Source organism: Pseudomonas putida (assembly GCF_050990305.1).
In the GTDB taxonomy this organism is placed as follows: domain Bacteria; phylum Pseudomonadota; class Gammaproteobacteria; order Pseudomonadales; family Pseudomonadaceae; genus Aquipseudomonas; species Aquipseudomonas putida_AH.
This window is the reverse complement of sequence record NZ_CP158817.1, coordinates 2,378,408-2,404,007: the sequence shown is the minus strand read 5'-3', so window position 1 is coordinate 2,404,007 and position 25,600 is coordinate 2,378,408. Positions and strand designations below refer to the sequence as shown.

Genomic DNA, 25,600 nt, shown 5'->3' with positions numbered 1-25,600 from the left:
AGGGAACCCCCCCCGAAATTGAGGAATATTCCCCACCGCTGTCTGACACGCGGCTGAAACACCCTGAAACAACTAGTTAATTAGTCTCGGCTTTTTCCCCGCGACCAATGATGGCCCAACAGTTGCACACCCCCTTTTTACCGCATTAGTTGTCGTTCCCAAATGGGGATGGCGGGTTTCGCCGACTTGGCATGATGCAAGGGGAACCCAAATGAAAGCCGCTATATCGCATACCAAAACACTCCACTTCCTTCGAGGGCCGGGCGTGGTTTCTTTGTTGTTGATCAGTGCCGGCCTGGCTTCGGTCAGCGCCGCACCGCTCGATGATGTTGGCCAGCCACCACCGACCGATCCGTCGGCATACTACAACCCACCCGCCGACCCGGCGGCAGCACTGGAAGCCTTGAAAACCCTGCCCGAAGCCAACCAGGGCGCAATTGCCCTGCCCAATGGCGTGTTCGGCGACCGCGACACACCTCGCACAGACAACGTGCTGCCACCGGCCGCGCAAACCTCGTTCAACTACCCCACCAACGGCAAACCCAGCCCGTTGTACGGGGCCCAGCCGTTCACTCAGCAACTGCTGTTGTTCGAAGAATTCGGCCCGGAAAAACTCGACCCGACGACCCCGGCGCCGTCGCTGTCCTTTCCGGTGCCCACCGTCGGCCCGGCACCGCAGCAAGACCCGAACTTCGTTGCCCGCAGCGGGCCTTCCAGCGCCGCGCTGGACGCCTTCCTGCGCCAGCCGGGCATTTTTCCGTTCCCGTCGCAGTTCTCCAACGTGTTGGACCGCAACCCCTGGCAGGCGCAAATCGAAGCCTTCCTCAACCGTCATCCGGTGGGTTCGCCAGCCGAAGGGCGTCCGCCAGGAAAAGGCTGGTCGCACCAGCGCTGGAACGAGTTCTACCCGCAGTACGCCTACAAGACCGTACAGGCCGGCGTGCGCACCAACGGTGGCTTGCGCGACCGCAAGCAACTGCACAACTACGCTGTCGGTGAATTCGGCCCTGGCGGGCTCTACTACCAGACCTCGGACATCCCGACCACGACCGGCACCACCAAAGGCATCGACGCGCGCTTTCACCCCAACATGCCGATTCAAAACCACAATGCGCTCTGGACCTTCGACGGCAGCTTCCCGCCCAAACTGTTGATGGTCCGCTACGGCCAACCCGTGCTGATGCGTCACTACAACGCCCTGCCCATCGACCCGGCCGCCAACATGGGCTTCGGCCTGCACACCATCAGTACCCACGAGCACAACGGCCACTCCCGGCCGAGAGCGATGGCTATGCCAACGCGTTTTTCTTTCCGGGGCAGTACTACGACTATCGCTGGCCGCTGCAACTGGCCGGCTATGACACCATCAACACCACCGCCCAGGACCCTCGCGCGGCATTTCCTTGCGCGCCGGGCGAAACCCTGTTCGTCAACGACGCCACACCCGGTTTGAAAACCTGTGACAACGGCACGATCAAGATCCGTGGCGACTGGCGTGAAACCATGAGCACCCATTGGTTCCACGACCACATGCTCGATTTCACCGCCCAGAACGTCTACAAGGGCAACGCGGTGATGATGAACTATTACAGTGCCCTGGATCGCGGCAACGAAGCCGTGCAAGACGGTGTCAACCTGCGTCTGCCCAGTGGTACTGCGCTGCCATGGGGCAACCGCGATTACGACGTCAACCTGGTGGTGGCTGACAAGGCCTGGGATCAGAACGGCCAGCTGTGGTTCAACCCGTTCAACACCGACGGCTTCCTCGGCGACCAGATGCTGGTCAACTGGCAGTACCAGCCAAAACTGAAAGTGCGGGCGCGCAGCTATCGCTTCCGCATCCTCAATGGCTCGGTGTCGCGCTACGTCAAGATTGCCGTGGTGCGTGAGGTTGCTGGTAATGGCGGGGAATTCCAGGGGCCTTCCGGCTCCGGCGTGTCCTACAACCGCGTGCCGTTCCACATGATCGGCAACGACGGCAACCTCATGGCCCACGCCGTGCCGTTCGATGGCAGCATGGACCTGGACGGCGACGGCGATAAGCAGGACCACAATGCGACCCTGCCAACCCAGGGCATTGCCGAACGCTACGACATCATCGTCAACTTCGCGAAAAACGGCATCAAGACCGGCGATAAGATCTACTTCGTCAACCTGCTGGAACACAAGACCGGCAAGGGCCCGGAGAAGAACGAACTGAGCCTGGCCGACGTGCTGTCCGAGAAGTACAAAGCGGTGATCAAACAGGGCAGCAATGGGCCGGAATGGGACAAGGGCGACCCTGTGGTCGGCAAGTTCCTGCAACTGGTGGTGCAGCCTTACAGCGGCACGGACGTGAGCATGAACCCGGCCGATTATGAGCCGGCGAAACCGGGCAAACCGGAAGGCAAGATCATGATCCCGCTGACCATCGATCGCGACAATCCGGTCGACCAGGCCAAGCTGAAAGCGGCACGGCATCGCGAGTTCGTCTTCGGTCGCTCCGATGGCACTGACCAAGCCCCATGGACCATCAAGACCGACGGCGGCCCAGGCTACAACATGGACCCACGGCGGATCAGCGCGGCACCGCAACTGGCCAACGGCCCGACCGATGCCGGGTTCTCCGGCGACGGCACCCTGGAAGTGTGGAAAATCAAGAACGGCGGCAATGGCTGGACCCACCCGGTGCACGTGCATTTCGAAGAAGGCATCATCCTCAGCCGCGACGGCAAGGCGCCACCAGAATGGGAAAAATGGGCGCGCAAGGATGTGTATCGCATCGGTGAAGGCATCGACGGCTCGGTGGATGTGGAAATGGCGATCCATTTCCGCGAGTTTGCCGGGACCTACATGGAGCACTGCCACAACACCCAGCACGAGGACAATTCGATGCTGCTGCGCTGGGATATCGAGCATCCGGGTCAGTTCCAGTTGATGCCAACGCCCCTGCCTGGCTGGGACGGTGTCACCTACGTGAGTTCTGCGGCGCTGCCAACCTTCCGCACTGGTGGCACCGGTGACAACAACAACGAAGGCGAAAACAAAAAGCCCGTGGCCAACCCTGACAGCGCCGCCAGCGCCAACGGGCAACCGGTGACCATCAACGTGCTGGCCAACGACACCGATCCGGACGGTAACCTGCCACTCAAAGTGGTGGGCCTCACTCAACCCGACTCCGGCCTGGGCACGGTGACCACCGACGGCACGCGTGTGATCTACACGCCACCGGCCAGTGCTCCTGCTCCCTTCACCGCGACCTTCACCTACCAGGCCAGCGATGCCAAGGACGCCGTCTCGCCGCCGGCCACCGTCTCCGTGGCAGTGACGCCAGCGCCAGCAGTCAACGAAGACCTGGTGGTGACCAGTGCCACCGTCTCGGTGCGCAGCAACAACCGCTACACCTGGGACCTGGCCGGCACCACGTCACGGGGTACGGGCAACACGCTGACGGTCACCGCGGCCACGACCGCCGGGCCGCTCAACCTCGGTAACGCGATCCTCACGCCAACCGGCACCGGGGCTCGCTGGAGGGTGACGGCCAGCACCACGGGGGCAGGTCCGGCGTCTACTCCAACCGTGACCATCACCTCGACCTTCGGCAAGTCGGTGACGGCGCCGCTATCGGTGAAATGAGGTAGCTCGATAAACGCCCGGTCCCTGCAATGGGGACCGGGCGTTGCTCGTCCAGGGGGCAATCGCCTGTAAAGCGACGCCGATCAGCCGATTTTGTTAACCGGCCGGTAATTACCCACCAAATAGATATCCACGGGATTTTTCGGGCGATATGCACCTGATGCGGTCACCCGCTGTTGCACGCTGTCATCGAAGCACTCCTGACCGAATGGCGTCTTGCCAATAGGCCGGAAATACCGTGCGTTCAACAACCGATAGGTTCCGCCAAGAAAGTCCTGATAAGAGTCGGTAATGTCCGCCAGTGCGTTCGGTTGCTTGGGGATTTTCTTCGGGTTCAATTCCAGCCCACAGTCCATGGCTTTCGTGGCCATCCAGCGCAACGGAACATCCGACAGATTGTTATCGGCATACCCGCCGCCCACATTGGCATGCGCGCCGCAAAACCAGACCTGCTCCATCACTTGGTTCGGCTTGGCGATCGGGTCCCACAAGGTGCATTCGTAATTGGCGCGGTTTTCATCAATGGCAACGGCATGGAAAGCGTTGCGCACGATGCCGCTGAGCTCGGTGTCATGAAACTCGTAATATTTATGGTTGAACCACTCGGCAGATTTGAACGGGACACCTAATGCGCCGACCGTGTCCCAGACACCCAAAAAGTGAATGTCAATTTCCCGGGAGTAACTCTCGCGAAAGAACTTGGCGTTTTCCGTATCCGCGCTCGAGTCGCGGGTGCGGTACAGGCTGTAGGCTTCATCGACGCGGTCGATGTGCTTTTTGGTCAGCAGCCCGACGTTACGGATCAATCCCACCAGGCTTCGCGCGGAATAAGCCCCGCGACTGAAACCGAAAATGAACACCTGATCGCCCTCCTCGTAGCTCTTGGCCAGGGCGAGGTAACCTTCCTTGATCTTCTTCGACAGCCCAACCCCGAATGCCCCGCCCTCAAGCTTGTCGTACCAGTCGGTGCCCACGCCGGAAACGTAGATTCTTTTCTGTACCGTCCCGTCTTTTTGACTGGGCAAGATCGCATCATGAAGCTTGACCACATTGGTACTGGTGTTGCCGTCGATCTCCGGCTTCTGGTCAGGCAGGTTCCAGGTGCCATCGAAGGCCACAATGATTTTTTTTGGCATGCGCTTGCTCCTTGACAGTGGATGACCCTTGCACGCCCGCTAGCGCTGCGGCGCGACTATCCGAAAGCGAATATTGATCTGGTTGGAAACAACCGTGTCGGCCCACTCACCCTCACCGATTTTGAAATCATTGCGCTCCAGCGCCAGCTCGCCATCGAAGATGCCGATGGCGTTTTCCGCTTTCAGGTGCACGGGCACCGACACTTCCCGAGTCTGCCCCCGGAGGGTGAGTTTGCCCGTGATCAGGTAGCGGCTGTTGCCCAGGTCCTTGAATCGGGTCGACTCGAAAACCGCCACCGGATAAGCCGCCGTGTCGAACCAGGCGGGCTTTTGCAATTCTTCGTTGGCGTCGCTGCTGCCCGCATCAATGCTTTGCAGGTCAATCGTCAATTTGGCCTGGGCAGCTTCGGGGTGGCTGGTGTCGAATTCCAGGTCGCCTTCAAACTTGCCGAAGGTGCCGTAAACCCTCGAGCCCATCTGGTTGTAAGTGAAACTGATGGTGCTGGCGGTGGGATTGACATCGGTGTATTCGGCCGCAAAAACGCCAGGCACAACACCAAATGCCAGCAAGGCAACACGTGTACAGGCAGGCCAGAATCCAAGGCTCATACAACTCTCCAGACGGCGCTCGCGCGGTGAGATGTGGCGCGTGTCGACAACTCAAAGACTATAGATAGCGATACTTGCCCGAACAAATCCAGCGGCTCTAAACATCAGGCCAATTTGGAATAATTCACACCGGCGCCAACACTATAATTATGACGGCATCAGTCACTTGCCAGTACGCCACTGACTCACCCCGATGTATTCATGCCTGCATGTCAGATGGAGGCCGTCATGACCATTGAAGTCAACCTCGCGCAAATATTGACACTGGCACCCAGCGCGAGATCCAGCTACCGCGAGGCATTTGAGCAGAGCCAACCGGTGCTTGATCATTACGGCATTTCCGATAATTCCTTGCGGGTCGCGCACTTCATGGCTCAGGTCCTTCATGAGTGTGGCGGTCTGACCATTCAGTTCGAAAACCTCAATTACAGCCCGGAGCGGCTGCCCAAAGTCTGGCCAAGTCGTTTCCTGCCCAAAGGGCCTCTCGATCCTCAGCAGTTCGCGCACAACCCGCAGAAACTGGCGAACGAGGTGTATGGCAAGCGCATGGGCAACCAGCCAGGGACCGACGACGGGTTCACTTTTCGGGGTCGTGGGTTGATTCAATTGACGGGCAGGGAGAGCTACACCCACGCCACGCAACTGATCCGCCAGTGGCGGCCAGAAGCTCCGGATTTCAGCGAAATGCCTGACGAAGTGCTGAGCGCACAGTGGTGCGTCGCTGTCGCGGCGGCGGAGTGGGACGAGAAGCAGTGCAACGCGCTGGCGGACTCAGACAGCCTTCGCAAAGTGACACAGGCGATCAATGGCGGCCTGATCGGCCTGGCGGAACGGGAAGAGTGGCTGCGTCGAACCAAGCATGTCTGGTAATCAACCGCCCTGCACACCCGTTCGCTGCCACGCTCGCTGCAGCAGATCCATGACTTCCTTATCCGAGGTCTGGGAAAAATCCATGTACCAATAACCGATCGACATCAACCAATCGGGGATCAGCGGGCAGATCAGCTCGTCCACTTCACGGCGCAACGCCTCGGCGGTTTCAATTGGTGCCACAGGTACGGCAACAACGATCCGCGCCGGCGCGTGAACCCGTACCGCGTGGATCGCCGCCATCATCGAGGCGCCGGTGGCCAGGCCGTCGTCGATCAGGATCACCACCTGATCCTTGAGTTGCAGCGGCGCGCGCGACCCGCGATACACCTGCTCGCGGCGCAGTAACTCTTTCGTCTCCCGGACCACCACGGCATCGAATGCCGCCTTGTCGATCGGATGCCCCCGCAGCGCTTCTTCATTGAGAATCTGTATGCCGCCACTGGCAATCGCGCCCATGGCGAACTCCGGGTTCGACGGCACCCCGAGCTTGCGCACCAGCATCAGGTCCAGGGGCACCTCAAGGGCGGTGGCCACTTCATAAGCCACCGGCACCCCGCCACGGGGCAAGGCCAGGACAATCACATCGGCACGATGGGCGTACACCATCAACGGCTCCACCAGGCGCCGGCCAGCAGCGGCACGGTCCTGGAGAATGGTTTGTGATGAGTGATTCATTTGAAAACCTCCTCAGGCGAGCACACCTGTCGGTTTACATCACACACTCATCGGAATTGTCGGCCTGGTGTTGACCGACAACAAGCCCGGTCATGGTCTAATGCTGTTCACTTAAGTAGATCTTGAGACGCACCAACTCCTGTGGCGAGCGAGCTTGCTCGCGTTGGGCTGCGCAGCGGCCCCAAAAAATCTGACAACCACCGCAATTTTTATGAGTGCTTCGCACTCAAGCGGGACGATGCGGCGCCCCGACTAGCTCCCTCGCCACAAATTTCTTGCTGACTCAAGATTCGCTTATGTGAACAGCATTACGGTCATGGTCTATTTTCAGCTTCACCACATTCACTTGTGGGGGCCGTTGCGTACTGCTTGCCCTATGCAGGTCCTGCCGCGTTGTAACCCTGCACCGAGCACTACAGCCAGAACGAAGTGACGCCAAAAGCATCACGCAGTTGTTGGGCAGTGACGGTTCGGTGCTTCGTATCGAAAGCCAGTGCTGTGCGCAAGGTTGGCCAGTAGCGTTTGGGGAGAAGATTGGGTGCGGGTAGATGGCGGGGCACCCGCTGAAGAGATTCAGACCGCGCATAGGTTTCTGGAGGATGACCAGCAGGTTATGAGAGCTGTGGTGAAGGTGTGAGGAACTGCACTGGGATTGGGTGTGGTCGTACAGTAGAAAGCGCCCTGCTCTACTGGTCTTAGTGGCCTAAAAGTCTTAGAAAATCCAGCATCAACTCAACACCTGTGGTGAGAGGATTTATCGCCGTTAGCCTGCGTAGCAGTCCCTTTTTTTCGGGCCGCTACGCGATCCAACGGGGATGAATTTTCTCCCCCACAATCAATCCCCTCGCCACAGGTGATGTGTCAGAACAACCGAACTACTCCCGCGGATCAATCTGATCCAACACCCGATTGGCCGTGATCTCCGCCAGCATCACGCTGTTGGAAATCCCCAACAGCGCATGTCGCGATCCACCGTCCAGATGATCCACCAACTGATGAACCATCACATCGACCGAGGCCAGCGTCTCGACCAGATAAACCACAAGGGTTTCCGTCGTCGCCTTTGGGTCGACGGTGAACAATGTGCTGGGCGTACGCGGCGTGGCTTTGATATCGGCTGTCGAGGGGAAATGGAAATCGAGGGCGCGTTCGGCGGCGTCGTTGAGTTTGTTTGAATCGGGCTCGTAGGGGGAAGTCGGATCGGCGTCCGGGGGGTTGGGTGTGACCTTGAACATAAGCTTGCTTCCTGGTTGGGTGCCCAGCCTCTTGCTGCTAAACGAGAGGGAGGCAGCTGTGCGCAGGTTAGCAGACCGGGGAAGCTAGCAAAGCCGGCGCGCCCGAAGGCGCCCTGCGCACAGCCACCATCGAGTGCAGGCATGGGAATGCCTGACTGACAGCGCTTGTGCAACTTGCTTACAACCCAGGGCTGCTAAACCCGATCACTGATGAGCAGTGACGCGAATCAAGTTACCGAGCAGCCCCAAGGTGCACAAGCCGGCGGATTCTGGCGTAACCGTAGGCAGCGACGCAAGGTTTTGTAGCCCTCATCCCGTAACCGCAAGTGCTTTTAAACAAGCTCTTTCGGGTGACGTTTAATGAGTAGGTGAACGTGTCCTGTGTGAGTGGGAAGCTTGAGAAATTGAGAAGGCGTTTGGTGTATTTGTCGTAAATGGTACGAGCCACGTGGGGGCTTGATCAGTCCGTATTCGGCCAAAAGCGGACTTTCCACTCTGTGCGCTTTCGACCCATAACGGCCCTCCGTGAGGGGCAGAAACGGCCAGGGTCAAACTGACGGACCTCCAAGGCGTGGCACTGAATTTTGCTTCCCTTGGTTACATTCTTTTTGTTGAAGGTAGGTTTCAGCGCGGGCCTGACGAATTAGAAACTTACTCTTACAGGACAATCGATTCACTGGTAAAGCGCGGCTTTCTTGAGTGAAACGGCTCGGATGGATACGTGATAACTCAAGCGGGACGCGACGGGCTGAAGAGTCATAGCGGATTTGGGTAGTTGCACAGACCACTAGCTTGGTTAGCGGTTTTTTCGCCCCCAAAAAAAGGCCTTTCCATCTCTGAAAAGGCCTGTCGCAATTAGCCTAGGACCGCCGAAAACCCCTAAAGTTTCAGTGAAAAAACAGCAACTTAGAGAATTGTGCCAAGTCGTGTTACTCGTCGGATTTCAATTGTAAGCCCCCGTCCAGAGCCTCAGGATCGCCTCGGCACCCCTTTGAGGTTTTCATAAATGAAGTACTCCTCGATTCTCTTGTTGTCGCTTGGCCTGTTAAGCGGCGTTGCGTCGGCAGGCGGCAATACCGAAGCAGGCATAGGCGGCGCATTGGGCGGAGTATTGGGCTCGGTGGTCGGCCAGTCGATCGGCGGCAGCACCGGCTCGGCAATCGGCGCAGGCGTGGGTGGCGCGGCCGGTGGTGCGGTGGGCGCCAACAAACACAGCCGTGGCGAAGCGGCCATTGGCGGCGCACTGGGCGCAGCCGGCGGTAACGTGGTAGGTCGCAAGATGGGCGGCACCACTGGCAGCCTGATCGGCGCGGCAGCCGGTGGCGGTGTAGGCGGCGCCCTGGGCAATCACATGGGCCGGGAATATGATGATGAAAGTGGTCATCGCTACCGTGGTGGTTACTATGACGACGATCGCGGCTGGCGTCGTCACCACCACGACCGTGGCCATCACTATGGATGGCGCAAACACCACAAAAAATGGCACGACGACGACAACGACGACCAAGACTGATCCCCGCGTTACAGGCCCATTGGAAGGGCTGGCCGCAGCAGTCGCGGCCGGCTAGACCAACATCTCCAGTCCCCCTAGGCTGCCCGAACCATTTCTGCAAGCCTCAATCTTCCTAAGCATATCAGTGGCGGTGGATGTGCCAGGAGCAACAATCAAATCATTTGAATGTTGGTAAAAAGTAGGACATGAGTCCGCTTTGGGTCGATTGCCGCCCTTGGTGACAGGCAGAAACCGGCCAAAAGAAGTCATTCGCACACGTATACTTCAGACTCCAGATTACGGCTTCATTGGCTATCTGGGGAATGCGTGGGTGCGGTATGCAACTCCGCTCCCACGACTAAACCACAATAACCAACGTCGTCCCTGTGGTGGTAAATGCCCAATGTCCCTCAGCATTGTTATCCATCTGATAACTCATGCCCTGCGTCAATACAGACGATGCGTAAACCCGGAGGCTAGTTGCCCCGCCCGCCACCAAACGACCAATCATCACCGGCCGTAGTGGAGATCACCACCATGACATCCTCCGCGTTCAGACCCGTCGCTCATCCCAATTTTTCAACCAGATCGCGGTAAAAAACGCTGCTTGGTCTCAACACTTCGAGGACGGCCTGCGGTTATCGCGATCAGCACAAAGTCATGGCTACGCGGTCCGCCCAAGTAGTGGGGATCGAATATCAGCTCGCCGATTTCATGTTGGTGAATGGCCTGGAAGCGATCAGTCTTCGGCACGTCGAAGCTCTCGTCCAAGGCGTCGTGCAAGCAACTCGCGCTGACGACTCCAGAGCTGCCCTTCCAAGCCGAAGCCCCACGTGACACAAGCCGCTTTAAGGCTCGCGAACCGCGGTGTTTTGCCGACTGCCTGACAGACATTTCCCAAAGCACGCGCCGACTGTCTGCTGTCGAAGCGTTGCTGCGCGATTACCGCGAATGTTTCTTTGAAACGTGCACGCGGTACAACGTCCTTTATCGAAGACAACTTGGCTGTAGGCACGGTAGGAACTGTAGGAGCTGTCGAGTGCAACGAGGCTGCGATCTTTTAATAACAAAGATCAAAAGATCGCAGCCTGCGGCAGCTCCTACACAGTCGGCGTTAATTCATCGCCGTATATACGCACGCATGTTATTTCGCGTTCTTGGAGCGCGCATCCTGCAAGTATGACGGACAACCGCTTGTGCTACTCGTAATGACGCAAGGGTTTTATATGTTCAACGCACCTACTATTTCAGCTATTGATGACAACGAACTTATTCTTATCTCTCTGGACAGCTTATTTCGCGCTTATGAAAGCTGAGCCCCCAAGCAACTTTTTAATCCCTGAATTGGCCGCATTCAACCGGTAAACACGACCCAATGTAGGAGCTGCCGAGTGCAACGAGGCTGCGATCTTTTGATCCTGAACAAAATCAAAAGATCGCAGCCTGCGGCAGCTCCTACAGGGGAGTGATGGTAAACGCCCTTCGCCGGTCCACTCATAAAGCTTTATCATGGCCGCAGTTTCGCTGATCGAGTCCGTCATGAAGTTTGCCATCGCCGTTTTTAGCGCCGCCCATGCGCCCTCCTCGCGCCGCGCCTTGCTGTTCGCCCAGGCCGTGCTGGCCGGTGGGCATGAGATTGTCCGGCTGTTTTTCTATCAGGATGGCGTCTACAACGCGTCCACCAGCGTGGTCACGCCACAGGACGAACTGGACCTGCCCAAGCAGTGGCGCGCCTTTGTCAGCGAACATCAATTGGACGGTGTGGTGTGCATTGCCGCCGCCCTGCGCCGTGGGGTGTTGAATGAGGAAGAAGCCAAGCGCTATCAACGCGAAGCTGTCGCCGTCGGCACGCCCTGGGAACTGTCAGGCCTGGGTCAGTTGCATGACGCGGCGCAGGACGCCGACCGACTGATCTGTTTCGGAGGCGCTTGAAATGGCTAAATCCCTATTGATCATCAGCCGTCAGGCACCGTGGTCCGGGCCGAGTGCACGGGAAGCACTGGACATCGTCCTGGCGGGCGGCGCTTTCGATTTGCCGATCGGCCTGCTGTTTCTCGATGACGGCGTGTTCCAACTCGCCGCGAAACAGGACGCCAAGGCCCTGCAACAGAAAGACTTGAGCGCCAACTTGCAGGCCTTGCCGATGTTCGGTGTCGAAGAGCTGTTTGCCTGTGCCGACAGCGTAGCCCAGCGCGGCCTGGACCCAAACGCCCTGGCACTGGAAGAAGCTCGGGTGCTGGCCACCCATGAAATCACCGCCCTCATTGACCGTTACGACCAGGTGATCACCCTCTGATGTCGACCTTGCATGTGTTGTCTCATTCCCCGTTCGGCGACGACCGCCTGACCAGTTGCCTGCGCCTGATCGGCGCCAGCGATGCACTGTTGCTGTCCGGCGACGCGGCCTACGCCTTGCAGCCGGGCACCGCGCCGTACGCGGCACTCAATGCACGCGGCCTGAAACTCTATGTCCTGGCCGAAGACGCCCAGGCGCGGGCCATCGCGGTGCCAGACTGGGCCGAGGCCATCGATTATCCGGCCTTCGTCGAGTTGTCGATCCACCACGACAAGGTCAACAGCTGGCTATGAAGGTATTGACCGTCGGCGCACGCGCCATCGAGTTGGACAAGGACGGCTTCCTGGTCGAATTGAGCGACTGGTCTGCTGACGTCGCCAGCGCCCTGGCAGCCGCCGAAGACATCCAGTTGAGCCCCGAACACTGGGAAATCCTCGAACTGCTGCGCAGTTTCTATGCCGAGTTCCAACTGTCGCCAGCCACCCGGCCACTGATCAAATACACCGCCTTGAAGCTCGGCCCCGACAAGGGCAACAGCTTGCACCTGAACCGATTGTTCAAAGGCACCCCCGCCAAACTCGCCGCGAAACTGGCGGGCCTGCCCAAACCGACGAATTGCTTATGACCGACTACCCAGCGCTGACCCTCGAAACGCCCGCCGAACACCCGTTTGCCCAGTTCGTGCGCATCCTCGGTAAAGGCAAACGCGGCGCCCGCGACCTGACCCGTGAAGAGGCGCGCCAGGCCATGGGCATGGTGCTCGATGAGCAGGTCGAGGCGACCCAGCTCGGCGCTTTCCTGATGTTGTTGCGGCACAAGGAAGAAAGCGCAGAAGAAATGGCCGGGTTCACCGAGGCGCTGCGTGAGCGGTTGCAGGCACCGGCATTGAATGTCGACCTGGATTGGCCAACCTACGCCGGCAAGAAGCGACACCTGCCGTGGTACCTGTTGGCCGCCAAGTGCCTGGCGCAGAACGGTGTGCGGATTTTCATGCACGGCGGCGGCGCGCACACGGCAGGCCGGCTGTACAGCGAGCAATTGTTGGATGACTTGAAAATCCCGTTGTGCCGCAACTGGCAGCAGGTGGGTGCAGCACTGGATAACGGTGGCCTGGCCTTCATGCCGTTGGTGGACTGGGCACCGCAACTGCAACGGATGATCGACCTGCGCAATACCCTGGGCCTGCGCTCGCCGATCCACTCCCTGGCGCGGATTCTCAATCCACTGGGCGCCCGTTGCGGCCTGCAAAGCATTTTCCACCCCGGCTATCAGGCGGTGCATCGCGACGCCAGCGGCCTGCTCGGCGACACGGTGATTGTGGTCAAGGGCGATGGCGGCGAGATTGAGATCAACCCGGACACCGACAGTCATCTGTACGGCACCACTGGCGGCGAAAGCTGGGACGAAGAATGGCCGCAGCTGTCGAGCCAGCGCCACGTCAAACCGGCCAGCCTCGACCCTGAACATCTGAAGGCCGTGTGGCGTGGCGATGTGGTCGACAGCTATCCGCAGATGGCCCTGATCTCGACCATGGCCCTGGCCTTGCGCGGTCTCGGCCAACCCCGCGAGCAGGCGTTCGAAACCGCCCAGCGCTACTGGGATGCGCGAGACAAATCGATTTAATCGATAATGACACTGCAGTCTTTGCGCTTTTTTATCGAACCTATCGGACTAGACTCTTCTCCAACGCTTATCGGTTGAGGAGTCTCGGACATGGGTTTGTTAGTCGACGGTCGCTGGCAGGACAAGTGGTACGAAAGCAGCAAGGACGGCGCGTTCCAGCGCGAACAGGCGCAGCGCCGCAACTGGGTCACCGCTGACGGCCAACCCGGCCCGAGCGGCATCGGTGGCTTTGTCGCCGAACCCGGTCGCTACCACCTCTATGTATCCCTCGCCTGCCCCTGGGCCCATCGCACACTGATCCTGCGCAAACTCAAGGGCCTGGAAAGCCTGATCGACGTGTCGGTGGTCAGCTGGCTGATGCTGGAAAACGGCTGGACCTTCGACAAGTCCCTGGGATCAACCGGCGACAAGCTCGATCACCTGGACTTCATGCACCAGCGCTACACCGCCGATACCGCCGACTATACCGGCCGCGTCACCGTGCCGGTGCTGTGGGATAAACAGCAAAAACGCATCGTCAACAACGAATCGGCGGAAATCATCCGCATGCTCAACAGCGCCTTCGATGACTTGACCGGCAATGACCTGGATTTCTACCCGGCACCGCTGCGCAGTGAAATCGACACGCTGAACGAACGCATTTATCCGGCGGTGAACAACGGCGTGTACCGCGCCGGGTTTGCCACTTCGCAGCAGGCGTACGAAGCCGCGTTCGATGAGGTGTTTGCCGAGCTGGATCATCTGGAGCAGTTGCTGAGCGCCAACCGCTACCTGACGGGCGAGTACCTGACCGAAGCCGACATCCGCCTGTTCACCACGCTGATCCGTTTCGACGCGGTGTATCACGGCCACTTCAAGTGCAACCTGCGGCGAATTGCCGATTATCCGAATCTGTCGAACTGGTTGCGGGAGATTTATCAGTGGCCGGGGGTTGCCGAGACGGTGGACTTCACCCACATCAAGCACCACTACTACGGCAGCCACAAGACCATCAACCCGACGGGTGTCGTGCCCAAAGGTCCGGCGCAGGATTTCACCGCAGCCCATGATCGGGAGCGGTTGAGCGGGAAAGGGGTTTGGCGCAGGGTTTAAGATTTGTGTTGTTTTTGAAGGCCTCTTCGCGAGCATGGCTCGCTCCCACATTTGATTTGTGCCGATCACAAATCTCCCTGTGGGAGCGAGCCTGCTCGCGAATGGGGCAACTCGGTTTCTAGACCTGCCCCTGAGCCCCTTCAAACCACGCCAGCTTCTCGCGCAGTTGCACCACTTCACCAACGATCACCAGGGTCGGCGCATGCACTTCATGCTCCGCCACCAGTTGTGGCAGGTCCGCCAGGGTGCCGGTAAAGACCCGCTGATTGACCGTGGTGCCCTGCTGGATCAAGGCAGCCGGGGTATCGGCGGCGCGACCGTGCTGGATCAGCTGCTCGCAGATGATCGGCAAGCCCACCAGCCCCATGTAGAAGACCAGGGTTTGCGCTGGCGCGACCAGGTCCGCCCATGGCAGATCGGTGGAGCCATCCTTGAGGTGACCGGTGACAAAGCGCACGGACTGCGCGTAATCGCGATGGGTCAACGGAATCCCGGCATAGGCCGCGCAACCACTGGCCGCCGTAATACCCGGCACCACCTGGAACGGGATGCCTTGGGCCGCCAGTTCCTCGATCTCTTCACCGCCACGGCCGAAGATGAACGGATCGCCGCCCTTCAAACGCACCACGCGCTTGCCCGCCTTGGCCAGGTCGACCAATTGCTGGTTGATCTGATCCTGCGGCACGGCGTGATCGGCGCGGCGCTTGCCGACGTAGACCCGCTCGGCATCGCGACGGCACAACTCCAGAATCGCCGGTGCTACCAGACGGTCATACAACACCACGTCGGCTTGTTGCATCAGGCGCAAGGCACGGAAGGTCAGCAGGTCCGGATCACCGGGACCGGCGCCCACCAAATACACCTCGCCCGTAGCCACCGGTGCCTCGCCATCCACTTTTGCCTGCAGCAAACGTTCAGCTTCGGCCCCCTGCCCGGCCAGTTGCCGATCGGCAATCGGGCCCTGGAACACGTCTTCCCAAAATGCGCGACGTTGCTGCACATCCGGGAACAGCTTTTTCACCTGATGGCGAAAACGCGCCGCCAACCCGGCCAGTTGACCGTAGGTGGACGGAATCCAGGTTTCGATCTTGGCGCGGATCAAGCGCGCCAGTACCGGCGCATCGCCGCCACTGGACACGGCGATGATCAACGGCGAACGGTCGACGATCGCCGGGAAAATCACGCTGCACAGCGCAGGCGCATCGACCACATTGACCGGCACGCCACGTCGATGGGCATCAGTGGATACCTGTGCGTTCAGCGACTCGTCGTCGGTGGCGGCAATGATCAGCCCGCAACCGTCCAGATCCGCTTCGACATAGCCACGCAACAGACACTCGCCACCGCTGGTGGCAACCAGCTCGCGCAGTTGCTGTTCGATTTCAGGTGCGACCACCCGCAGTAGCGCACCGGCATCGGCCAGCAGGCGAGATTTGCGCAAGGCAATTTCCCCCCCACCGACGACCAACACACGACTGCCGCGCAGGTTGTGGAACAGCGGCAGATATTTCATTTAACCGATGACCTCGAGGCCACCCATGTACGGCTTCAATACCTCAGGCACACGGATCGAACCGTCGGCCTGCTGGTAGTTTTCCAGCACCGCCACCAAGGTACGACCGACCGCCAGGCCGGAACCGTTCAGGGTGTGTACCAGTTCCGGCTTGCCGGTTTCCGGGTTGCGGAAACGCGCTTGCATGCGACGGGCCTGGAAGTCGCCGCAGTTGGAGCACGACGAAATTTCACGGTATTTGTCCTGGCTCGGAATCCACACTTCCAGGTCGTAGGTCTTGACCGCGCTGAAGCCCATGTCGCCGGTGCACAGCGCGATGGTGCGATAAGGCAGTTCCAGTAGTTGCAGGACTTTCTCGGCGTTGGCGGTCAAGCCTTCCAGCGCATCCATCGAGGTCGACGGATCAACGATCTGCACCATCTCAACCTTGTCGAACTGGTGCTGGCGAATCATGCCGCGGGTATCGCGACCCGACGCGCCGGCTTCGCTGCGGAAGCACGGCGTATGGGCGACAAACTTGATCGGCAGCAGTTTGGAATCGACGATGTCGCCGGCGACGATGTTGGTCAGCGACACTTCAGCGGTCGGGATCAGGTAGAAGTCGGCTTCACCTTCGCGAGCGATCTTGAACAGATCCTCTTCGAACTTCGGCAGCTGGCCGGTGCCTTGCAGCGCCGGAGCCTGAACCAAATAAGGCGTGTAGGCCTCTTCGTAGCCGTGCTCGGTGACGTGCAGGTTGATCATGAACTGCGCCAGGGCGCGGTGCAGACGGGCGATCGGGCCGCGCAGCAGAGCGAAACGCGCGCCGGACAACTTGGCGGCGGTTTCGAAGTCCAGCCAGCCGAATTTCTCGCCCAGGGCCACGTGGTCTTGTACCGGGAAATCGAAGGCGGTCGGCGTGCCCCAGCGGCGCACTTCGACGTTACCGTCTTCGTCTTCACCGATCGGCACCGATTCGTGCGGCAGGTTCGGGATGCCCAACAGGATCGAATCCAGCTCGCTCTGGATCGCGTCCAGTTCGGTTTTACCGGCAGCCAATTCGCCCGCCATACGCTCGACGTCAGCCATCAACGGCGCGATATCTTCGCCGCGCTGCTTGGCCTGACCGATGGACTTGGAACGTGCATTGCGCTCAGCCTGCAATGCTTCGGTGCGGGTCTGGACGGTCTTGCGCTGTTCTTCCAGCGCTTCGATGCGCGCGACATCCAGGGCAAAGCCACGGGATGCCAGGCGGTCCGCTACGTCCTGAAGGTTGCTACGTAACAGTTTGGAATCGAGCATGTCGGTTTCTCGTTATCAAAGTTTGGTCAAGGATAGGCCAGCCCAGGTGGCTAGCAACCCGCCGAATACGCTGATCGCCGCATAGCCCATGGCCAGCGGCACTTGCCCGCTTTCGAGCAGGCGCACCGTATCCAGTGAAAAAGATGAAAAAGTCGTCAGCCCTCCGAGGAAGCCGACGATCAACCCGGCACGCACCTCGAGCGGCACCTCCGGACGAATCAAAAACAGACCGTATAGAACGCCGATCAGCAAACAGCCGACGATATTAACGGTCAGCGTCGCGGTATAGAAGTGCCGCGGCCAATTCGCGTTGATCCAGTTGCCGGTAGCGAAGCGCAACAGCGTGCCGGCGATCCCGCCAACGGAAACCGCAACAATCAAAGGAATCACTATTTTCTCCGCTGCCGGGGGCTCAAACGGTCGAGTTTCGCAAGATGATTGAGCTTTTCACCGATTTTCAACTCCAGGCCACGGGGCACCGGTTGATAGAACGGTTGTGGCTCGAGCTCTTCGGGGAAGTAATCTTCACCGGCGGCGTAGGCATCCGGCTCATCGTGGGCATAACGGTATTCGTCGCCGTAACCCAATTGCTTCATCAGCTTGGTCGGTGCATTGCGCAGGTGCAGCGGCACTTCCAGCGAGCCATGCTCGGCGGCGCTGCGCAGGGCGGCCTTGAAACCCATGTACACGGCATTGCTTTTCGGCGCGCAGGCCAGGTAGGTAATGGCTTGCGCCACCGCCAGCTCGCCTTCGGGACTGCCGAGGCGTTCCTGCACTTCCCACGCCGCCAGGCACAGGCTCAAGGCACGTGGATCAGCGTTGCCAATGTCTTCGCTGGCCATGCGCACCACGCGCCGGGCCAGGTACAAAGGATCGCAGCCGCCGTCGATCATGCGCGCGAACCAGTACAACGCACCGTCGGGATTGGAGCCGCGCACCGATTTATGCAGCGCGGAAATCTGATCGTAGAAGGCTTCGCCGCCCTTATCGAAACGACGACGGGTGTCGCCCAGCAGGCTCTGCAGCAGATCGACGCCGATTTCACTGTTGTCTTCGGCCAAGTCGGAGGCGTTTTCCAGCAGATTGAGCAGGCGCCGGCCGTCGCCGTCGGCAGCCGACAACAACATCTGAAAGCCTTCATCGCTGAGGGTCAAGTGGCGCTTGCCCAGGCCTCGCTCTTCAGTCAGGGCGCGGTGCACCAGTTTGCGCAGGGCCGTTTCGTCGAGGCTTTTGAGCACGTACACCCGGGCACGGGACAGTAAGGCGTTGTTGAGTTCGAAGGACGGGTTTTCCGTGGTCGCGCCGATGAAAATCAGCGTGCCGTCTTCGACATAGGGCAGAAAGGCATCCTGTTGGGACTTGTTGAAGCGATGCACTTCGTCGACAAACAGGATCGTGCGTCGGCCGTACTGCGCCGCCTGCTGCTTGGCGATTTCCACCGCCTGACGGATTTCCTTGACCCCCGCGAGCACCGCCGACACCGTTTCGAAGTGCGCGTCGGAGACTTCCGCCAGCAGCTTCGCCAGCGTGGTCTTGCCCACCCCCGGCGGTCCCCAGAAAATCATCGAATGCAGGGCACCCTGCTCCAAGGCTTCGCGCAATGGCTTGCCGCGAGCGAGCACGTGTTCCTGACCGACGTACTCATCCAGGTTGGCCGCGCGTAAACGAGCGGCCAGGGGTTGAGCGATCGGGGTGCTGCGAAACAGGTCCATCACTGCTTATGAAACCTCGGGGTAATACAACTCTCTCAAGCCTGCCGCGAACCTGTGGCGAGGGGATTTATCCCCGCTCGGCTGCGTAGCAGTCGCGAAGCATGGCATGCGCAATACCTGATATACCGCACTAGCATGTCTTGGGGTCGCTGCGCTACCCAGCGGGGATAAATCCCCTCGCCACAAAAGCCCGCTCCAACAGGGGTTACTCTTGGATAACGTCCGCACCCTTGGGGATGTCGAATTTGAATTTGGACGCCGGGATCGGCTCGTTGGCCTTCACGCCGGTAAACAGAATGTTGGTGCGCTGGCCGACGCTGTCGATCAGTTGCATGTCATTGACCAGGCCATTGCGGAACGACAGGCGCAGGCTGTCGAACAGGGTGTCCTTGGTTTTCGGCTTGAGGGTGAAGTCGATCACGCCACCGGCTTCCTTGGAACTGATGTCGAAGCTCTGGTTGATCTTGGACACATCACCGGACAGCAACAAGGCCGGAGTTTGAGTCAGGCGCACGTCCAGCTTCTTGATGGTCGCTTGCTCCAGATCCGGGTCCCACAGGGTGACCTTGTTGCCATCGGACACCACCAGTTGCTCCTGAGGCGCATCGGTGTGCCAGTAAAACAGGCCGGGACGCTGCAGCGACATCTGGCCGGCGGTTTCCTGCAATTGGGTGCCGGAGCCGTCAAGGGTCAATTGGGAGAAGCGTGCGCTCAGGGTCTGGGATTTTTCCAGCAATTGGGTCAGGCGCGCCACGTCCTTGTCATCGGCGTTAGCCTGGAGCGTGGTCAAGGCCAGTACCGGCAGCAACAGCATGCGGATCAGACGCATGGGAGTCCTCATAACATTCGTGGGAGTGCGGGTGGCGCCCTGAAGACGCCCTCCGTTCAATTTCGGGTCAGTCGCGCACCGGGCCAGGGGCCAGGACTTCACGCGAACCGTTGGTGTTCATGGCCGTCACGACGCCGGCCATTTCCATGGCTTCGATCATGCGCGCGGCGCGGTTGTAGCCGATTTTCAGCTTGCGCTGAACGGCGGAGATCGACGCACGACGGCTTTCCAGGACGAACTGCACCGCTTCGTCGTACAGCGCATCGGTTTCAGGATCGTCACCGTCACCACCACCGCTGCTGCCTTCAAAGCCACTGCCGGCCTCTTCGACGCCGTTGAGAATGTCGTCGTTATACTCCGGCGCGCCACGCAGCTTCCAGGCTTCCACCACCCGGTGGACCTCGTCATCGGAGACGAAAGCACCGTGGACACGAATCGGCAGGCTGGTGCCCGGCGGCATGTACAACATGTCACCGTGGCCCAACAACTGTTCGGCGCCGCCCTGGTCGATAATGGTCCGGGAGTCGATCTTGCTCGATACCTGGAATGCCATACGGGTCGGGATGTTGGCCTTGATCAGACCGGTGATCACATCCACCGACGGCCGCTGGGTCGCGAGGATCAAGTGAATACCGGCCGCCCGCGCTTTCTGGGCGATACGGGCAATCAGCTCTTCAACCTTCTTTCCAACGATCATCATCATGTCGGCGAACTCGTCGACGACCACGACGATGGTCGGCAGCTTCTGCAACAGCGGCGCTTCGTCGTGGATGCTTTCGCGCTTGTACAGCGGATCGCTCAGCGGCTCGCCTGCGTCAATGGCTTCCTTGACCTTGGCGTTGAAGCCCGACAGGTTTCGCACACCCATCTTCGCCATCAGTTTGTAGCGCCGCTCCATTTCGGCAACGCTCCAGCGCAAGGCATTGGCCGCGTCCTTCATGTCGGTTACCACCGGGCACAGCAGGTGCGGAATGCCTTCGTAGATCGACAGTTCAAGCATTTTCGGGTCGATCATGATCAGCTTGGCGTCATCCGGGCCGGACTTGAACAGGATCGACAGGATCATCGCGTTCACCCCCACCGATTTACCGGAACCGGTGGTACCGGCCACGAGCAGGTGAGGCATTTTCGCCAGGTCAGTAATGACGGGTTTGCCACCGATGTCATGCCCCAAGGCCAGGGTGACCGGCGACTTGAAGTTGTCGTACTCGGGAGTCGACAGCACCTCGGAAAAGCGCACGATCTGCCGGTCTTCGTTGGGAATCTCGATACCAACGGTGGTCTTGCCTGGAATCACTTCCACGACGCGGACACTGGTTACAGCCAGGGAACGCGCCAAGTCCTTGGCAAGGTTGGCGATGCGGCTGACCTTGACCCCGGCCGCCGGCTGGATTTCGTATCGGGTAATCACCGGGCCCGGATGGATCGAATCCACGGCCACTTCGACGCCGAATTCCTTGAGCTTGATTTCCAGCAGATGGCCGACCGCCGCCAGGGATTCCGGGGAGTAATTGAGTTGTTTCTTTTCCGCGGGGTCGAGAATCGAGATCGGCGGCAAGGTGCCTTCCACGGCACTGTCGACGAACAGCGGTGCCTGTTTCTCTTTTTCCACGCGTTTGCTGGGCGCTGCCGGCTTGACCGGGGCCGGGGCAATGACCGGCGGCACCTGCTTCTCGCGCTCGGACATGTGCTTGCTCAGGGCTTGCTCACGCTCGATCAGGCGCTCCTTGACCTTGGCCTGTTCGCGCTTGTCCGTCACGGTCGGTGCGACCACTTCGTGGACGCGATCATCGACTTCACGCAATTGCGCGACCAGTTGCTTGCGTTCAGTGCGGGTAGCCCACCAGCGATTGGCCGCGCCCTGGAACAGTTCGAACAGGTCAAGGGTGATCTTGCCGGTGATGTCCATCACCTTGAACCACGACAGGTCGGTGAACACCGTCAGGCCAAACAGGAACAGGGCAATAAACAGCAATGTGCTGCCTTGAATGTTCAGCGCGTTCTTCGCCAGGTCGCCCAGGCTTTCACCCAGCGCGCCGCCTGCGCCGGCCGGCAGACCGGTCGCGGCATGAAAATGGATATGCGCCAGTGCAGCGCCAGACAGCACCAGGAACACCAGGCCGATCAGGCGCCAGGAAAACAGCCAACCACTCCACTGCCATGGCTCGTGGCGCTGACGGAAAATCTGATAAGCCTTGATTGCCAGCAGCAACGGGAAGATATACGCGAAGTAGCCCAGCACCATGAACAGGATATCGGCGCTGTAGGAGCCCGCCGGCCCGCCGAAGTTCTGAACGTCGTCGATCTTGCTGTTATGACTCCAGCCCGGGTCATCCTTGCCGTAGGTCAGCAAGGCCATCATCAGGAACAGGCACAACGCACCGATGGCGATCAATGCACCTTCCTTGAGGCGGTAGTGCAATTGCTGGCGCCAGAGCGGAACGACTGTCTTGGGTGCTTCGGTGGATTTCTTCAAAACGCTTCTATTCCTGCGCCAAGGGCGCGTCCATCTGTTGATTGACTATAAAAAACTGCCCAATCCAGGCAGGTAAAAAAGTTAACAAGCGTAACCGGGTCTACTTTTAACACTGCGCCTAGGCTTTTATAAACCCGAGACGCAACCTTGCTCTTTTTACAATCATTGTTACAAACGCTGTTACAACCGGGCATTGTACGGGTTTGTCCGTCCGATGCCATGCTTGAAGCACTTGGATGTAGCATAGTCAAAAGCACATCACATGCGACTCAATTTGAGCATGCATTCTCTTTTGTGACAAAGGCTTATGAGGTGTTTTTATGAGCGAAGCGCAACATCACCGCCTGATCATCCTGGGTTCCGGCCCCGCCGGTTACAGCGCAGCCGTGTATGCCGCCCGCGCCAACCTCAAACCCGTTGTCATCACCGGCATACAGGCAGGTGGCCAGCTCACCACCACGGTCGAAGTCGACAACTGGCCAGGGGACGTCGAAGGTCTCACTGGCCCGGTCCTGATGGAGCGCATGCAAAAACACGCCGAGCGCTTCGCCACACAGATCGTTTACGACCACATCCATACAGCCAAGTTGCAACAGCGCCCGTTCGAGTTGACCGGCGATAGCGGTACTTATACTTGCGATGCATTGATCATCGCCACCGGCGCCTCCGCACAATACCTGGGGCTGCCCTCGGAAGAGACATTTGCCGGCAAAGGCGTTTCAGCCTGCGCAACCTGCGACGGCTTCTTTTATCGCAACCAAGTGGTCGCGGTCGTAGGTGGCGGCAATACCGCGGTTGAAGAAGCGCTGTACCTGTCGAATATCGCCAAGGAAGTTCACTTGATTCACCGCCGCGACAAACTGCGTTCGGAAAAAATTCTCCAGGACAAACTTTTCGACAAGGCCGCCAATGGCAACATTCGCCTGCATTGGAACCAGAATCTGGAGGAAGTGCTGGGCGATGCCAGCGGCGTAACCGGCGCGCGACTGCGCGACAGCCATACCGGCGAAATCAAGGAACTGGCGGTGGCTGGCGTGTTCATTGCCATTGGCCATAAACCCAACACCGACCTCTTCATTGGCCAACTGGAAATGCGCGATGGTTATCTGTTGGTAAAAGGCGGCAGCGAAGGCAATGCCACTGCAACCGCCATCGACGGTGTATTTGCCGCCGGCGATGTGGCCGATCACGTCTATCGCCAGGCAGTGACTTCCGCCGGAGCCGGCTGCATGGCTGCCCTGGATGCGGAAAAATACCTCGACGACATTCCCGCCGTTTAACGGCACACTGGTTGGCGGGCCTTGCGCCCGTCACCGCCCTCCCCTTCTGCAAGCCCGGACGCCATGCTGACTTGGTTACAACGCAATTCCCTGACCTTCCCGCCGCTGGACAAAGCCATGCGCGACCCCAACGGCCTGCTGGCCGCTGGTGGCGATCTGTCTGCCGATCGACTGATACAGGCCTACCGCCATGGCTGCTTTCCCTGGTTCTCGGAAGGCCAGCCAATCCTCTGGTGGTCGCCGGATCCGCGCACCGTGCTGTTTCCCGACGAACTGCACGTTTCCCGCAGCCTGAACAAGTTGCTGCGCCAACAACGCTATCAAGTGACCTTCGACCGGGATTTTGCCGCAGTTATCCACGCCTGCGCCGCCCCCAGGGAATACGCCGACGGCACCTGGATCACCGAAGCGATGCAGGATGCTTATCTGGCGTTGCATAAGCGCGGTTACGCACATTCCGTGGAAGTCTGGGACCAGGGCACACTGGTCGGCGGGTTGTATGGACTGGCCATGGGCCGGCTGTTTTTCGGCGAGTCCATGTTCAGCCGCGCCGACAATGCCTCCAAATACGGCTTTGCCATGCTGGTACGACATCTGAAAGACTCGGGTTTTGTGCTGATCGACTGCCAGATGCCTACCGATCATCTGCACAGCCTGGGTGCGCGATCGATTCCCCGCAGCGCGTTTGCCGGCTACCTGGCACAGTATCTGGACCAGCCCAGCCGCGCGACCTGGGTTTGCTGAGCGCCTTTTGCTCGCGTGGCTTACACTTAGAGACGCCCCCTAATCAAAAGCTTATCCGAGGGTTGATCATGACCGAGTTGGCGCGTTTGAAGTTTTATGCCACTCAGCCCCATTCTTGCAGCTATCTGCCTGAGGAGCAGGCGACGACCCTGTTCCTCGACCCTAGCCAGCCCATGGACGTGCATGTCTATGCAGACCTGTCGGAAATGGGTTTTCGTCGCAGTGGCGACCACCTGTATCGACCCCACTGCCAGAACTGCAATGCCTGTGTGCCGGCGCGCATCCCTGTGGCGCAATTCACGCCCAATCGTCAGCAGAAACGCATTTTCAAACGCAACGCCGACTTGCAGGTACGCCCAGCCAAGCCAGGCTTCAGCGAAGAGTACTTCGATCTTTACCAGCGCTATATAGAAGAACGGCACGCCGATGGCGACATGTACCCGCCCAGTCGCGATCAGTTTTCGACGTTCCTGGTACGCGACCTGCCGTTTTCACGGTTCTACGAATTTCGCCTCGACGGTCGGCTGCTGGCGATTGCTGTCACCGACCTTCTGCCGAACGGTCTTTCGGCGGTCTATACCTTTTACGAACCCGACGAAGAACGCCGTAGCCTGGGGCGTTACGCCATTCTCTGGCAAATCGCCGAGGCCCGCCGGCTGGGCCTGGATGCGGTCTACCTGGGCTACTGGATCAAAAACTGCAAAAAAATGAGCTACAAGACCCAATATCGCCCCATTGAACTGCTGGTCAACCAGCGCTGGGTCGTTCTGAACTAGAGCACACCCTAAACCCCTTGGCTTGAACCCCACTTTTCGGGCACAATGCACGCCGCTTTTGCCTGGCGCAGTTGCACCGGGCCATTCACTGGACACCGAGGGCTTTACTGCATGTCGAAAGAAGACAGCTTCGAAATGGAAGGCACTGTCGTCGACACCCTGCCCAACACCATGTTTCGCGTGGAGTTGGAAAATGGGCACGTCGTAACCGCGCACATCTCCGGCAAGATGCGCAAGAACTACATTCGTATTCTTACCGGCGACAAAGTGCGCGTCGAGCTGACGCCCTATGACTTGAGCAAAGGGCGCATCACCTACCGCGCTCGCTAATCAGGTCAATACA

Annotated in this window: 22 protein-coding genes and 2 pseudogenes; 13 read left to right on the top strand and 11 right to left on the bottom strand. The window is 59.4% G+C overall.

Annotated features, from left to right (window positions below; all coding sequences use genetic code 11):
- Nucleotides 1-211 precede the first annotated feature (211 nt).
- Nucleotides 212-3,615 (top strand): annotated as a pseudogene (locus tag ABTV22_RS11130) (Ig-like domain-containing protein).
- Nucleotides 3,616-3,698: 83 nt separating this feature from the next.
- Here the strand turns inward: ABTV22_RS11130 and ABTV22_RS11125 are convergent.
- Nucleotides 3,699-4,751 (bottom strand): DUF2235 domain-containing protein, encoded by a 1,053-nt coding sequence (locus tag ABTV22_RS11125; RefSeq protein ID WP_433740147.1) that lies wholly within the window; start codon nt 4,749-4,751, stop codon nt 3,699-3,701.
- Between the two features lie 39 nt (nt 4,752-4,790).
- Nucleotides 4,791-5,360 carry a YceI family protein gene (locus ABTV22_RS11120; RefSeq protein WP_433740145.1) on the bottom strand — a complete coding sequence of 190 codons (570 nt, stop codon included), beginning with the start codon at nt 5,358-5,360 and terminating at the stop codon, nt 4,791-4,793.
- Between the two features lie 228 nt (nt 5,361-5,588).
- On the opposite strand from ABTV22_RS11120, the gene ABTV22_RS11115 reads away from it, so the two are divergent.
- A complete protein-coding gene (locus ABTV22_RS11115; RefSeq protein WP_433740144.1) occupies nt 5,589-6,230 on the top strand; it encodes a glycoside hydrolase family 19 protein in 642 nt (213 codons plus the stop codon).
- Here ABTV22_RS11115 and ABTV22_RS11110 read toward each other — a convergent pair whose 3' ends face one another.
- The gene (locus ABTV22_RS11110; protein WP_433740142.1) at nt 6,231-6,908 is read right to left on the bottom strand and encodes a phosphoribosyltransferase; all 678 of its coding nucleotides are present in this window, start codon (nt 6,906-6,908) and stop codon (nt 6,231-6,233) included.
- Nucleotides 6,909-7,783: 875 nt separating this feature from the next.
- Nucleotides 7,784-8,143 carry a DUF6124 family protein gene (locus tag ABTV22_RS11105; protein WP_433740140.1) on the bottom strand — a complete coding sequence of 120 codons (360 nt, stop codon included), beginning with the start codon at nt 8,141-8,143 and terminating at the stop codon, nt 7,784-7,786.
- A gap of 1,006 nt (nt 8,144-9,149) precedes the next feature.
- Here ABTV22_RS11105 and ABTV22_RS11100 point away from each other — a divergent pair.
- The gene (locus ABTV22_RS11100) at nt 9,150-9,656 is read left to right on the top strand and encodes a glycine zipper domain-containing protein (protein ID WP_433735495.1); all 507 of its coding nucleotides are present in this window, start codon (nt 9,150-9,152) and stop codon (nt 9,654-9,656) included.
- Nucleotides 9,657-10,111: 455 nt separating this feature from the next.
- Here ABTV22_RS11100 and ABTV22_RS11095 read toward each other — a convergent pair.
- Nucleotides 10,112-10,475, bottom strand: a pseudogene (locus ABTV22_RS11095) (tautomerase family protein).
- 699 nt (nt 10,476-11,174) lie between these two features.
- Here ABTV22_RS11095 and tusD point away from each other — a divergent pair.
- From tusD to ABTV22_RS11065, 6 genes are all read left to right on the top strand, one after another.
- Entirely contained in the window at nt 11,175-11,567 is a 393-nt protein-coding gene (tusD, locus tag ABTV22_RS11090; protein ID WP_433740139.1) for a sulfurtransferase complex subunit TusD, read from the top strand.
- A 1-nt stretch (nt 11,568) separates the two neighbouring features.
- The gene (gene tusC, locus ABTV22_RS11085) at nt 11,569-11,931 is read left to right on the top strand and encodes a sulfurtransferase complex subunit TusC (protein ID WP_433740138.1); all 363 of its coding nucleotides are present in this window, start codon (nt 11,569-11,571) and stop codon (nt 11,929-11,931) included.
- A complete protein-coding gene (gene tusB, locus ABTV22_RS11080; protein WP_433740136.1) occupies nt 11,931-12,224 on the top strand; it encodes a sulfurtransferase complex subunit TusB in 294 nt (97 codons plus the stop codon). The genes tusC and tusB overlap by 1 nt, the downstream gene beginning before the upstream one ends.
- Nucleotides 12,221-12,556, top strand: a complete 336-nt coding sequence (locus ABTV22_RS11075; RefSeq protein WP_433740134.1) for a TusE/DsrC/DsvC family sulfur relay protein — start codon at nt 12,221-12,223, stop codon at nt 12,554-12,556. The genes tusB and ABTV22_RS11075 overlap by 4 nt, the downstream gene beginning before the upstream one ends.
- Nucleotides 12,553-13,554 carry a glycosyl transferase family protein gene (locus ABTV22_RS11070; protein ID WP_433740133.1) on the top strand — a complete coding sequence of 334 codons (1,002 nt, stop codon included), beginning with the start codon at nt 12,553-12,555 and terminating at the stop codon, nt 13,552-13,554. The genes ABTV22_RS11075 and ABTV22_RS11070 overlap by 4 nt, the downstream gene beginning before the upstream one ends.
- A 90-nt stretch (nt 13,555-13,644) precedes the next feature.
- Nucleotides 13,645-14,646 (top strand): glutathione S-transferase family protein, encoded by a 1,002-nt coding sequence (locus tag ABTV22_RS11065; RefSeq protein WP_433740131.1) that lies wholly within the window; start codon nt 13,645-13,647, stop codon nt 14,644-14,646.
- Nucleotides 14,647-14,764: 118 nt separating this feature from the next.
- Here ABTV22_RS11065 and cysG read toward each other — a convergent pair whose 3' ends face one another.
- From cysG to ABTV22_RS11035, 6 genes are all read right to left on the bottom strand, one after another.
- A complete protein-coding gene (gene cysG / locus ABTV22_RS11060; protein ID WP_433740129.1) occupies nt 14,765-16,159 on the bottom strand; it encodes a siroheme synthase CysG in 1,395 nt (464 codons plus the stop codon).
- Nucleotides 16,160-17,440, bottom strand: a complete 1,281-nt coding sequence (gene serS / locus ABTV22_RS11055; RefSeq protein WP_433740127.1) for a serine--tRNA ligase — start codon at nt 17,438-17,440, stop codon at nt 16,160-16,162. It lies immediately after the preceding gene.
- A gap of 15 nt (nt 17,441-17,455) precedes the next feature.
- A complete protein-coding gene (gene crcB / locus ABTV22_RS11050; RefSeq protein ID WP_433740125.1) occupies nt 17,456-17,830 on the bottom strand; it encodes a fluoride efflux transporter CrcB in 375 nt (124 codons plus the stop codon).
- Nucleotides 17,830-19,152, bottom strand: a complete 1,323-nt coding sequence (locus tag ABTV22_RS11045; RefSeq protein WP_433740123.1) for a replication-associated recombination protein A — start codon at nt 19,150-19,152, stop codon at nt 17,830-17,832. The genes crcB and ABTV22_RS11045 overlap by 1 nt, the downstream gene beginning before the upstream one ends.
- Before the next feature lie 205 nt (nt 19,153-19,357).
- A complete protein-coding gene (lolA, locus tag ABTV22_RS11040; RefSeq protein ID WP_433740121.1) occupies nt 19,358-19,981 on the bottom strand; it encodes an outer membrane lipoprotein chaperone LolA in 624 nt (207 codons plus the stop codon).
- Between the two features lie 67 nt (nt 19,982-20,048).
- Nucleotides 20,049-22,457: a DNA translocase FtsK gene (locus tag ABTV22_RS11035; RefSeq protein ID WP_433740119.1), complete on the bottom strand. Its 2,409-nt coding sequence runs from the start codon at nt 22,455-22,457 to the stop codon at nt 20,049-20,051.
- Between the two features lie 320 nt (nt 22,458-22,777).
- Between ABTV22_RS11035 and trxB the strand changes: the two genes are divergently transcribed.
- From trxB to infA, 4 genes are all read left to right on the top strand, one after another.
- A complete protein-coding gene (gene trxB, locus ABTV22_RS11030) occupies nt 22,778-23,737 on the top strand; it encodes a thioredoxin-disulfide reductase (protein ID WP_433740117.1) in 960 nt (319 codons plus the stop codon).
- A 63-nt stretch (nt 23,738-23,800) separates the two neighbouring features.
- Nucleotides 23,801-24,481 (top strand): leucyl/phenylalanyl-tRNA--protein transferase, encoded by a 681-nt coding sequence (gene aat, locus ABTV22_RS11025; protein WP_433740115.1) that lies wholly within the window; start codon nt 23,801-23,803, stop codon nt 24,479-24,481.
- A 68-nt stretch (nt 24,482-24,549) separates the two neighbouring features.
- Nucleotides 24,550-25,257, top strand: a complete 708-nt coding sequence (locus ABTV22_RS11020; protein ID WP_095192702.1) for an arginyltransferase — start codon at nt 24,550-24,552, stop codon at nt 25,255-25,257.
- Between the two features lie 111 nt (nt 25,258-25,368).
- Nucleotides 25,369-25,587, top strand: a complete 219-nt coding sequence (infA, locus tag ABTV22_RS11015) for a translation initiation factor IF-1 (RefSeq protein ID WP_002553999.1) — start codon at nt 25,369-25,371, stop codon at nt 25,585-25,587.
- Nucleotides 25,588-25,600: the final 13 nt, after the last annotated feature.